We start from the raw sequence: 12,358 nt of genomic DNA on the forward strand, positions 1-12,358 counted from the left end.
GTTAAGCAAAGAAAAAAGAGCAGGTCCGCGTCCCCAAAAGGAAGAAATAGTATATTATTATAGTGATTTTCTTAATAGCCTGGAGCTTATGCTTTGGGCTATTTGTGTTTACAATTATACCTATGTTCCTTCTTTTAGCATAATCTTTAAATGTCTTTTTTACATTTAAAGATTATTGTTTAATCTTGTGTTTGAATATAACCAATGTTAACCAGTCAGTTTAATGCAAAAGGAGCCATATGTATCATCTTAGGAACATAATCTGCGGATTATTATTGTTGTCATGTTTGTCGAGGTCCTTTGCACAGGACCTGGATGTTTCCAGCCCGGATGAACAACTTGTTGTTAAGCTGTCACTAGACCGTGGCAGGCTCTACTATCATGTGTTCCTGCAGGGAAAAGAAATGCTGGAAAAGTCGCCTCTGGGTTTACGGGGCAGTCAGGTTGACTTAAGTTCAAGCCTTCGTCTTATAGAAAAGAAATCAGGCAGGATCGACGAAACATATACTGAACCGAAAATAAAAACAAGCACGGTCAGGTATCAGGCGAACGAACTGGTTTGTAAATTTGAAAATCAAAATAAGAATCAGCTAGAGGTCGTATTCCGTGTGAGTAATAATAATATTGCTTTCAGATACCATGTCCCGCAGACAGGCGAAGCTGCTAACTTTATCATTGAGGAAGAGCTAAGCGGGTACAAATTCCCGTTGGTCAGCACTACTTTTTTAACACCCCAGGCATCTCCTATGATTGGCTGGATGAAAACCAAACCCAGTTATGAAGAAGAGTACGTTGCCGACCAGCCTTTAGGTGTTCCGTCAAAATATGGTGTTGGTTATACCTTTCCTTCGCTCTTTCATGTAGGTGACAGAGGCTGGGTGTTATTATCAGAAACTGGAGTAAACAGTCTATACTGCGGATCGAAGCTGAGCGAAGGCACTAAAGATGGCTTATATAAGATTGCATTCCCCGAAGCAGGTGAAAATAATGGTATCGGACGTGCGAACCCCACCATTGCGTTGCCTGGTTATACTCCCTGGCGAACCCTTACTGTGGGAAACAACCTGAAGCCTGTTGTTGAAACGACTATTTCGTTTGATGTGGTGGAGCCGCTGTATAAGCCGTCCAAATCTTACTCATATGGTCGTTCTACCTGGAGCTGGTTGTTGTGGCAAGACGGCAGCATTAACTTTGACGATCAGAAAAAGTATATCGATCTCTCTGCTGCTCTGGGGTATGAATTTGTGCTCGTGGATAATTGGTGGGACACCAGAATAGGACGTGAAAAAATTGAACAACTGGCGGCATACGCTAAGGATAAAGGAGTTGGTTTGCTCCTTTGGTATAATTCGAACGGCTTCTGGAGTGATGCACCGCAGGGACCAAAGAATAAGATGAATACAGCCATTGCACGAAAGCCGGAAATGGCCTGGATGCAACGGATCGGTATCAAAGGTATTAAAGTGGATTTTTTCGGAGGAGACAAGCAGGAGACCCTGAAGCTTTACGAAGACATTCTTTCTGATGCGAATGATTACGGATTGGCAGTGATTTTTCATGGAAGTACGTTGCCTCGTGGCTGGGAACGCATGTACCCCAATTTTGTAGGTAGTGAAGCTGTACTGGCTTCCGAAAATTTAATTTTCACACAGCATGCCAATGATACTGAAGCGTTCAACGCAAGCCTGCATCCCTTTATCCGTAATTCTGTAGCTTCTATGGATTTTGGCCCTGTCTTGCTTAACAAACGTCATAACCGGGAGAACAACGGGGGAACCACCAGGAAGACCACAGAGACCTTTCAATTGGCAACAGCAATCTTGTTTCAAACGCCGGTACAGAATTTCGGTATCACTCCTAATAATCTGGTTGAAATGCCCGCTTACGTTATTGATTTCATGAAAAAGGTTCCGACCACCTGGGACGAGACAGTGTTCATAGATGGTTATCCCGGAAAATACTGTGTGCTGGCGAGACGCCATGAAAATACGTGGTACATTGCAGGCATTAATGCAGAAGAAAAACCAAAAACACTAAGAGTGTCTTTGCCGATGTTGTCGGGCAAAGAAGTGATGTTGTATTCGGATAACCAGGGGAGAGAACCGCAACGGACTTCGGTACGTCTCAAAAAAAATAAAACATTAACACTTTCCTTATTGCCTGGAGGCGGAAATATTATTGTCGGAGAGTAACTATTTAATAAATGAAACCTGTAAACTGGATAATGAAGAATGAATGTCAATTTACGAGACTAATACTCTTTGTAGTTTTAATCGTGGGCTTTGCCGGAAGGTTATTTAGCCAGACTTATAAATCGGGGCCGTCCGATAAAGATTTTGCTGGCTACTTGTTTGCCTACTTCAAAGGGAATGTGGTAGAAGATGAAGCTGTTTGCTTTGCGATCAGCACCGATGGATACAATTATCGAGCTTTGAATGGCAACAAGCCAGTGCTCGATTCTAAAGTGATCAGTAGTACCGGTGGCGTGCGCGACCCTCATATCCTTCGTGGTGAAGACGGTCAGTCGTATTATATGGTTTTAACTGACATGACTTCATCGAAAGGGTGGGACTCTAACCGGGCCATGGTGCTGTTGAAGTCGCGTGATTTGATAAACTGGCAACATACTGTTGTGAACATACAACAACGTTACAAGGGGCAGGAAGATCTGAAGCGTGTATGGGCTCCACAGACGATATTTGATCCTGCGGCGCAGAAGTATATGGTTTACTGGTCTATGCAGCATGGCAACGGTCCTGATATCATCTACTATGCTTATGCCAATCGCGACTTTACCGGTTTTGATTCGGAACCTAAAATTCTGTTCCGACCTGGAAATGGCAAGTCGTGTATTGATGGAGATATTATTAACAAAAACGGACTGTTTTACTTGTTTTATAAGACTGAAGGACATGGCAATGGGATTAAACTTGCATTGACAGATTCACTCACCTCAGGGAAATGGATTGAACAGCCAGGATATAAGCAGCAAACCAGGGACGCTGTTGAGGGATCGGGCGTTTTCAAGTTAAACCATTCGGATAAGTATATTTTGATGTACGACGTTTATGGCAAAGGCAAATATCAGTTCTGTGAAAGTACCGATTTGGACAGGTTTAAAGTGATCGATCAGAACGTGAAGATGGATTTTCATCCGCGTCATGGAACCATTATTCCGGTCTCACGCACAGAATTAAAAAATTTGACCGCCCGCTGGGGTGTACCGGAAGGTATGGAGATATCTCTGAAAAAGAATCCTGTACTTGATGGATTTTATGCTGATCCTGATGTGCTGTATTCTAATAAAACGAAGAAATATTACATTTATCCTACCAGTGATGGCTTTGACGGCTGGGGTGGATATTATTTTAAAACATTCTCTTCAACCGATCTGACTAACTGGACCGATGAGGGTGTGATATTGGATTTGAAGAAAGACGTTTCATGGGGAAACCGTAACGCCTGGGCGCCTACCATTACCGAGAAGAAGATAAACGGTAAATACAAATACTATTATTACTTCACCGCGGCTCAGAAAATAGGAGTAGCCGTATCCGACCTGCCTACTGGTCCATTTAGGGATTCGGGGAAACCGCTTATAGATTTTAAGCCAGAAGGTATCAACAGAGGACAGGAAATTGATCCAGCTGTATTTAGTGACCCAAAGAGCGGCAAAAGTTATTTATACTGGGGTAACGGATACCTGGCTGTAGCCGAACTAAATAAGGATATGGTTTCACTGAAAGCGAATACTACCAGGGTTTTAACTCCGGATAAAACATTCAGGGAAGGTTGTTACGTGATCTGCAGGAAGGGGACTTATTATTTTCTATGGTCGGAAGATGATACACGCAGTGAGAATTACCGGGTGCGTTATGGAACATCACGGTCGCCCTTTGGTCCGATCGAAATTCCCGAAAATAACCTGATACTGCAGAAGGATCCATCAAAGGGTATATATGGTACAGGGCATTGCTCCGTATTGCAGGTACCCGGAAAGGATGAATGGTATATGGTTTACCATCGGTTTAATTATCCTGAAGGGATACACATGGGAGATGCTGCAGGATTTAACAGAGAGGTTTGTATCGATCCGATGCATTTTGACCAAAATGGAAATATTGTACCGGTAGTACCGTCTCATTAAGTCGGGAATTGCCGGGAGACGGTTTTAACTCATTTTGTCGTAAATCACCCTTTGATAGTCGTAATGTACCCTTTGCTTTTTGTGAAGGGCGGGTATCTTTGTACAAACAGAACCGCTTAAGAAATTTTACAACTATTAATCTACTTCAAAATGAAATTAAATCCTTATTTAAACTTTGACGGGAATGCAGAAGAGGCATTCAGGTTTTATCAATCGGTTTTTGGAGGGGAGCTGTTCCTGCAAAGAATGGATAACGCCCCCGGTGGCGAAAATCTGCCAAACAGCGAGAAGAACCGCGTAATGCATGTTTCTATTCCGATTGGCGATGGTCAGTTCCTGATGGCCTCCGATTGTTTGCCGAGCGCTGGTCACGTATTGCGTGTGGGTAATAACAACTACATTTCTATTACTCCTGACAGCAGGGAAGAGGCAGACCGGATTTTCAAAGGCCTTTCAGAAGGTGGTACTGTAGAGATGCCGATGGCCGACATGTTTTGGGGTGATTATTTCGGTTCATTTGTCGATAAGTTCGGCGTTTACTGGATGATCAACCTGCCGTCGTCAAAGGCGTGATATTACCGATGCCCGCATCCCTTGTTATAATTTTGCGGTGTTTCGCCTGAATATCAGCGTAAAAGTAGTGCCTTCGTTAATTACCGAATCTGCGGTGATATCTATTTTAAGATAGGCCGCAATACTTTTTACAATAGCAAGTCCCAAGCCATAGCCAACCTGTGAATGCAGGTTGGTCTTCCTGAAGCGATCAAAGACAAAAGGGAGATCCTCTTTTGGAATGCCAATGCCAGTATCGCTAATGGTAATCATGTAATTTCCATTTTTCAGCTTATGTCCGGCGATTGAAATCCTTCCATCCTGGCGGTTGAATTTTATAGCGTTGTGTATCAGGTTGAAAAACAGCTGGAATATTAAGTCTTTGTTTACATCTGGAAGAATAACGTCCGGTGCAATATCCAAAGAAATATGGATGCTTTTTTCTTCCAGCCTGTGTTTAATCTCTTCAATCAAATCTTCAAAAAGAGGTAACAACTGTACAGGTTCCTTCGATGCGTACTGTTGGTTTTCGATCCGTGAGATCAGTAATAACGAGCTGGTGATCTTCTTTAACCTGTCAACCGTTTTCATCATTTCCACTACGGCAATTGCAGAAGCCTCATCTATGTTTTCGTCAGCCAGGAAATTCTCCATTTTGTTCTGGAGGATACTGATGGGGGTCATCAGCTCATGCGAAGCATTTGACGTAAATTCACGCTCCTTGTAAAAGGCTTCGTTGATCTGTTTCATTAATAAGATGAGGGACTCGTCCAGATATTTGAAATCCGTAGTGCTGGTTTTAATTCGTTGCTGCTGGGATTCAAATGGAAATGCACTGTTAACCAGCTTCGTCTTAATGATTGCTGAAAGTGGTTTGATCAGAACCCGTATAAAGGTGAGATCGATCAGGATAGTCATAACGATTAAGGTGATCAGTACATATAGTGCGAAGCGTTGAAGGGGCTTGTTGTACTGATCGATGCTCGCCGTGGTTTTGCCTATCTCAAGGAGGTAGTTTTTATTCTTACTTTTAAATGTATAGCTTAAAACGCGGTAATTGAGCGTATCGCCTTCTATCAGTCTTCTTGAATCCTTGATTGCATCGATCTTAAGGTCGGTATCCACCGGCAGAAAAGCGATAAATTCCTCCTTCAGCAGCGTATAACTGCCGTAATTTTCGTCGCCCTGCAAGTAATGGTCGAGTCCGTTTTTCTCTACAATCTTCAGTACCTTTTTTTGTTGCTGGCGCAGGGTTCGATTCGTATAATCAGAGGCGATCTCCCTCACGAGAAACGGCAAAGCCAGGATAAAAAGCAAAACAATGGCCATCTTCGATCCTGTAATGAACAGCGTGAGTTTTGTAGAGAGCTTCATCTTACTTTTTAATCCGGTAACCTACTCCTCGTACTGTTTCCAGCCATTCTGAAGAAGCCCGGGCGTTGAGTTTTTTACGTATGTTTTTTATATGGGCGTCAATGTAGTTCGAATCATAGTCGTCATTAACAAAAGTTCCCCAGATGTGCTCACTGAGCTGTACGCGGGTGAGTACACGGCCCCTGTGTATCAGCAGGTAGCTTAGCAGATCAAATTCTTTGCGTGAAAACTCTATTTCACTTCCTTCAAACAGTACCTGTCGTTTTTGAATATCTACCTGAAACTGTCCAACCGGAATCAGCTTTTCGGCAATATTAAACTTCCGTCTCGCTATGGCCAGCATCCTCGATTTTAATTCGAGCAGGTAAAAAGGTTTTGCCAGATAATCATCGGCTCCAAGGTCGAGCCCGCTCACCCGGTCTTTCAGGTTGGTTCTGGCTGTGATGATGATATACGCAGCGTCAGGGTTACTCTTCCTGGCGGATTTCAGAACTTCCAGCCCATCTCCGTCGGGTAAACTGAGATCGATTAAAATAAAGTCATATTGGTTAAGCTCTGCCTTTTCGAGCCCGCTCTTTAAAGAGTGGGCAAGATCGCACACGTAAAAGTTCTTTTTGAGGAAGGCCTCCATTTCGTAGGCCAGTGTTTTTTCGTCTTCAACAATTAATACTTTCATAGCCTAAAACTGGTAATAACAGGATAAGCCAAAAATGGATAGCCGGGGCTTAAGTTCCGCATTTTCTTTTGAATTGAGTACAGAAAACTGGTAGCTGAATTCAGCGATATAATTACCTCTGCTAAGACCGACTGGAATCTTAAAGTTATAAGATAACATATTAAAACGGCTATATTCTACTGTTTCTGTACTAACAGCAGCTGAACCGGAGTTTCCTGGCGAAGAGGGTGCCTTGCCTTTAGCCTTGTCGCGTTTGCCTTTTGCTACCGTATAGGTTTCATAAAAACGCCGGGTTCCTGCCACCAGTTCAATTGCTGGTTCCATGTATATCGCGTTTTTTTCGTTAAAAAGACTGCCGAGGCTGATCTCTCTTGAATTGGACAGACCGACGAATATATCACTTTGCTTCCCGAAGGCATAATCTGTACTGAGTGTGCTTTTAAGCCACGGCCATGAATATGCGGCAGACAAGTTTACATTGTTTTGGTTGGATGCCTGCAGCAGGGGGGAGTTGGCTGGAAAAAGAGAATAAGAGTATGAAAGGTCGAGATTTAACTCGTCATTAACATCGTAGTCAAAGCCAGCGCCTAGATCGGTTGCCGATAATCCGGAACCATAATTCAAAAGCTTGTAAGATCCGGCCGAAAAATAAAGTCCTAAGGGTAATTTTACTGTTGCATTAAGCAGTACGTAAGGGAACTTTTCGCTGGTAGCCTGACCGTAATAACTGATGTCGCTACTATACAGGGCAGCCAGGGTGATAGTGGTCTTTTCATCGGGCTCCTGTTGTGCCTTAAGCTGTATGGTATATAGCATTAGCAGGAATGGCAATAGTAATGATCTCATTTAACCACCTTTCTTAACGTTTCTTAATTTTAGGGCGGTTCACTTTCACCGGCTTCACTTTTACATCTGGCTTAGGTACCACAGTGGGGCGTTCCTGTTTTCTCGATTTTGGCACTTCTTTGACCTCCGGCTGGTCAGGCTTCTGATCTCCTTTATCCTTCTTTTTATCATTCTTTTTGTCTTGCTTCTTTTTATCCTGAAGGGAGGCAATTATCGAACTTTCCTCTACTGGCTTTTCCGCCCGCAACAGCACAGGGAATACCAATACCAGCATGGATGTAATAAGTAGCACGAATATGAATGATCTCTTCATGAAATAAAGATAATGAAGTTATTGTTATAGGGCGACTATGAACACTACAAATGTAGATGCTGAACATGAAAATAGAATGAAAATCGCAGGCAACTTAATTCGGGAACATCATCTTTATTTCATGTTTGTTATCCAGTTTTGGGGTATTAAACATACTCACAAACAAAATATATTAAGATGAAAAAGAAACTAGTATACTTCGCATTCGCCTCTTTATTCGGAATTACAACATTTACAGCGTGTAAAGAAGACAATAACGCCGGCACAGACGGGACAACGAAGGTGCAGATCAAGATGACCGATGCCCCGGGGAATTTTGATGAAATCAACTTAAGCGTCAAAGAAATAATATTGGTTTCGGATGGAAAGCCGTATGTGTTTGATGCCGATGTAGACGTTTTCAACGTTCTCGATTTTAGAATCGGAACCAGTAATCCGGATATCCTTGTTGCATCAGGAGAGATGCCGGCCGGAGATATCACTGAAATCAGGCTGGTACTTAATGATTCTGGAAATACAATAGTTGTTGATGGTGTAGAATCCGCTCTTGTTACCCCGAGCGGCCAATCATCAGGCTGGAAAGTTAAACTTACTGAAAATCCTTCACTTGTGGCTGGTGTAACCTACTCATTGCTTCTTGATTTTGATGCAGCCAAATCCATTGTGCATACAGGAAACGGAAAATATTTGCTTAAACCCGTTGTGAGGGGTATCGCGAATGCTACTTCAGGACTGATATCAGGAACGGTATTGCCCTTAGAGAGCCATCCCGAGGTGTTGGTAATCGCCGGAACAGATACCGTTGGAACCGTTGCAGATCCTTTGACTGGTAAATTCACAGTAGGCGGCCTTGCTGCCGGAACATATGCTGTTAAATTTAACCCGGTTGAAGGCTATAGAGACAGCACTGTTGCCAATATATCAGTGGTACGCGGACAAAATACGGTTATAGATGCCGTTGTACTTAAACAACAATAATGAAAATGTATTTTAAATTAAAAGTATGAAAAAGCTATTTGTCTTTTTAATGCTTGCAATTGGCGTCACAGCAGGCTCACGTGCCTTAGGACAGGTAAGCATTAACGTAAATATTGGCAGCCAACCGCTGTGGGGGCCGGTAGGATATGATCATGTCGATTATTATTATTTACCTGACATAGAAAGCTACTACTATGTGCCAACCCGGAAATTTATATACCTGAATAATGGCAGGTGGATATTCAGTTCTGGTTTGCCTTCGGCATACCGAAACTACGATCTTTATAACAGCTATAAAGTTGTTATCAATTCACCTAAACCATATTTAAAATATACCGAACATAAGGTTAAATATTCAAAATATAAATCGAACCGTTCGCAAGCTGTTATCTTAAGGAGTAGCGATCCAAAATACTATATAGTTAAAGGCCATCCGAAAAGCAAAGCCAAAGTGGGTGTTAAAGGCGGGCCTTCTGGCAAGGTTAAAGTTAATGCCGGCAACAAAGCCCACGGAAACGGACATGCCGGCGGCAATGACAAGGGTAGGGGAAAACATTGATTGTTGTTGTTGAATGTTGTGCAAAGGATCTCCATACGGGGATCCTTTGTTGTTATATAGCAGGATTGCTTCTGCGCGACACTTCAGTCTGCTCATCCGGTACATTCAGCGGCATAAGCGATGGATAAAATCAATTACTGCGGCGGTAAAAACTTATGATTTTTTTACTGGAAAACAGGATGATATAAATGTAATAAATTGATAAATAGTTTTTTGCAGAACAAAGTTATTGGATCTTTTCAAGACAGGACTCTTTTTTGGCTGGCATAATTCAGCCTTTACATACCTTAGTTGCAAAGTTTAACCATGACCTGTCGGCTACAAGGTGTAAAATAACCTAAAGTAAGAAGGAGTTCAGAAAAACCTGAAAAAATGAAATTTAAGAGTCTTGTATTGTTTTGTGTATTACTATTTATCTGTTTCTATTTATCAGCACAGCAAAAGGTAAGTCCCGATCTGGATGCTAAAGTCGAAGAGCTTCTCAGTCAGATGACGCAGGAAGAAAAGCTCGCGTATATTGGCGGTGCCGATTGGATGTATACCAAAAATATCGCCCGTTTAGGAATTCATCGGATGAAGATGACGGATGGCCCCCAGGGATTAGGTACGCATGGTAAATCTACAGCGTACCCTGCAACAGTGATGCTTGCTGCTACATGGAATGAGGATTTAGCCTATCAATATGGCAAAGCGTTGGGTCGTGATTGCAAAGCGCGGGGTATAAACATCCTGCTGGGGCCCGCTGTGAATATTTACAGAGCCGCAATGTGCGGGAGAAATTTCGAATATATGGGAGAAGACCCGTATTTAACCTCACACGTTGCCGTTGGCTATATCAAAGGAGTACAGGATCAGGGCGTAATGGCTACTGTAAAGCACTTTGCAGCTAACAATTCTGAGTACGACCGGAATAACATCAGCAATGATATTGACGAGCGGACGCTCCATGAAATTTATTTTCCTGCTTTTAAAGCGGCCGTGCAGGAAGCAAAGGTTGGTGCGGTAATGACCAGCTATAATTTGATGAACGGTATTTATACCACAGAAAACCCGTGGTTATTAAAAGATGTATTAAGAAATCAGTGGGGCTTTAAAGGAATGGTAATGTCCGACTGGGGTTCTACTCATTATGCTATTCCGGCCGCCAGCAGTGGGTTAGATCTCGAAATGGCAGGCGGAGAAAAAATGAATCCCAAAGACATGGCATATTATCTCAAGACCGGGCATGTTACCATGGCTATGATCGATGAGAAAGTCCGCCATATACTTCGCGTTCTTATCGCTTTTGGTTTCAAAGATGGTATGGAAGCCGACAAGAACATTCCGCTCGACGATCCTGCATCTATAGAAACAGCCTTAAATGTAGCCAGGGAAGGCATTGTGTTATTAAAGAATAAGGATAATAATCTTCCTGTTAATCCAAAAAAGGTCAGGAACATTATTGTTACTGGTAAAAACGCAAGCAGGAACGTACATGGCGGGGGTAGTGGCGCCGTTGTTCCATTTCATTTTGTGACAATGTTTGATGGTATCCGGAAAGAGGCATCATTAAATAACATACAGGCAGAATATGTAGATGAACTCGATTTTCTGCCTAAAATCATGTTTACCGACGAAAAGCTAACTGAGCAGGGATTTCAGGCTGAATATTTTAACAACGCTAAACTGGAAGGGAAGCCCGTATTCAGGCAAGCAGAAAAGAAAATAAACTACTCCTGGACTGGTGGTACAGGCATAAAAGAAGTGTCTAAAGATGTTTTCTCGGTTAGATGGAGCGGAATCCTGCGTTCAGACGAAACTTCTGACTACGATTTCACCCTGGGAGGCGACGATGGTTATAGATTATATATAAACGACGAGCTGGTAATTAATGACTGGGCTCCAGGCGGATACAGAAGTACAAATTATACTAAATCCCTGCAGAAAGCTACCAGTTATCGTATACGTATTGAATATTACCAGCAAGGAGGCGGCGCAGCAGTGAATTTCTCATGGAAGAAGAAAGGCGATGCCAAAGACTATTATGCCGAGTATCTGAATAAGGCTGATTTGGTGATAGCTTGCTTCGGGCACAACTCCGATACCGAAGGCGAAGGATCCGACAGATCATTTGGCTTGCCGGAATCCGACAAAAGGATGTTATCCAGCGTAATGAAAGCGAAAAAGCCTGTAATAGGAGTGGTGAGTGCGGGGGGGAACATAGAAATGCAGGAATGGGAACCGAAGCTTAGCGGACTGCTATGGACCTGGTATGCCGGCCAGGAAGGAGGAACGGCAATAGCCGAGGTTCTCTTCGGGAAGGTAAACCCTTCAGGAAAACTGCCAATGACGTTTGAGAAGAAATGGGAAGATAATCCCGCGTACAATAATTATTACGATCCAGATGGTGATAAGCATGTACAATACAAAGAAGGTATTTTTATTGGATACCGAGGGTATGATAAATTGAAGCGTGAGGTGCAATATCCGTTCGGTGCCGGCTTGTCGTACACCAGCTTTAAAGCTTCCGATCTTTCCGTTTCGGCGCCTGATGCCAAAGGCGAAGTGACGATTACCTGCCGTTTATCCAATACAGGAAAAAGAGAAGGCGCCCAGGTTTTACAAGTATATGTAGGGAAAGCCGAAAAGGCTGTCGTGGAGCGCCCTGAAAAAGAATTAAAGCGCTTCATGAAGGTATCCTTAGAACCAGGGGAGGCCCGTTTTGTAGAGATAAAATTGCCAAAAGATGCATTCTCGTTTTACGACGTGAGTGCAAAAGACTTTGTCAAAGATCCTGGCCGTTATAATATCATGCTCGGATTCTCTTCCCGGGAAATTAAACTGCAGAAGAGCGTAGCCATTTACTAGCGGAAAGAGTTTGAGAAAAAACATCTAAGAATTGATACATAATTGCCAGCGATTCCTGCCGCTTTA

At 42.9% G+C, this 12,358-nt stretch carries 10 protein-coding genes; 6 read left to right on the forward strand and 4 right to left on the reverse strand.

Annotation, left to right across the window (positions count from 1 at the left end; all coding sequences use genetic code 11):
• Positions 1–239 precede the first annotated feature (239 nt).
• From BDE36_RS12415 to BDE36_RS12425, 3 genes are all read left to right on the forward strand, one after another.
• Positions 240–2,192 carry a glycoside hydrolase family 97 protein gene (locus BDE36_RS12415; RefSeq protein ID WP_141815117.1) on the forward strand — a complete coding sequence of 651 codons (1,953 nt, stop codon included), beginning with the start codon at positions 240–242 and terminating at the stop codon, positions 2,190–2,192.
• A gap of 11 nt (positions 2,193–2,203) precedes the next feature.
• Complete coding sequence (locus BDE36_RS12420; RefSeq protein WP_235904515.1) at positions 2,204–4,147, forward strand: glycoside hydrolase family 43 protein; 1,944 nt, start codon at positions 2,204–2,206, stop codon at positions 4,145–4,147.
• Between the two features lie 150 nt (positions 4,148–4,297).
• Complete coding sequence (locus tag BDE36_RS12425) at positions 4,298–4,720, forward strand: VOC family protein (RefSeq protein WP_141815118.1); 423 nt, start codon at positions 4,298–4,300, stop codon at positions 4,718–4,720.
• Positions 4,721–4,744: 24 nt separating this feature from the next.
• Here BDE36_RS12425 and BDE36_RS12430 read toward each other — a convergent pair whose 3' ends face one another.
• Genes BDE36_RS12430 through BDE36_RS12445 form a run of 4 tightly spaced genes read right to left on the reverse strand, consistent with a single transcriptional unit; the run spans position 4,745 to position 7,908 of the window.
• Positions 4,745–6,073 (reverse strand): sensor histidine kinase, encoded by a 1,329-nt coding sequence (locus BDE36_RS12430; RefSeq protein WP_141815119.1) that lies wholly within the window; start codon positions 6,071–6,073, stop codon positions 4,745–4,747.
• 1 nt (position 6,074) lies between these two features.
• Positions 6,075–6,749 (reverse strand): response regulator transcription factor, encoded by a 675-nt coding sequence (locus BDE36_RS12435; protein WP_141815120.1) that lies wholly within the window; start codon positions 6,747–6,749, stop codon positions 6,075–6,077.
• A 3-nt stretch (positions 6,750–6,752) separates the two neighbouring features.
• The gene (locus BDE36_RS12440) at positions 6,753–7,595 is read right to left on the reverse strand and encodes a porin family protein (RefSeq protein ID WP_141815121.1); all 843 of its coding nucleotides are present in this window, start codon (positions 7,593–7,595) and stop codon (positions 6,753–6,755) included.
• A gap of 13 nt (positions 7,596–7,608) precedes the next feature.
• A complete protein-coding gene (locus tag BDE36_RS12445; protein ID WP_141815122.1) occupies positions 7,609–7,908 on the reverse strand; it encodes a hypothetical protein in 300 nt (99 codons plus the stop codon).
• A 177-nt stretch (positions 7,909–8,085) separates the two neighbouring features.
• Between BDE36_RS12445 and BDE36_RS12450 the strand changes: the two genes are divergently transcribed.
• The 3 genes from BDE36_RS12450 (at position 8,086) to BDE36_RS12460 (ending at position 12,292) form a co-directional block, all read left to right on the forward strand.
• Positions 8,086–8,886: a DUF4382 domain-containing protein gene (locus tag BDE36_RS12450; protein ID WP_141815123.1), complete on the forward strand. Its 801-nt coding sequence runs from the start codon at positions 8,086–8,088 to the stop codon at positions 8,884–8,886.
• Positions 8,887–8,911: 25 nt separating this feature from the next.
• A complete protein-coding gene (locus BDE36_RS12455; protein WP_141815124.1) occupies positions 8,912–9,445 on the forward strand; it encodes a hypothetical protein in 534 nt (177 codons plus the stop codon).
• Positions 9,446–9,817: 372 nt separating this feature from the next.
• Positions 9,818–12,292: a glycoside hydrolase family 3 C-terminal domain-containing protein gene (locus BDE36_RS12460; protein ID WP_141815125.1), complete on the forward strand. Its 2,475-nt coding sequence runs from the start codon at positions 9,818–9,820 to the stop codon at positions 12,290–12,292.
• Positions 12,293–12,358 lie beyond the last annotated feature (66 nt).

The organism is Arcticibacter tournemirensis, from assembly GCF_006716645.1.
Lineage (GTDB): Bacteria > Bacteroidota > Bacteroidia > Sphingobacteriales > Sphingobacteriaceae > Arcticibacter > Arcticibacter tournemirensis.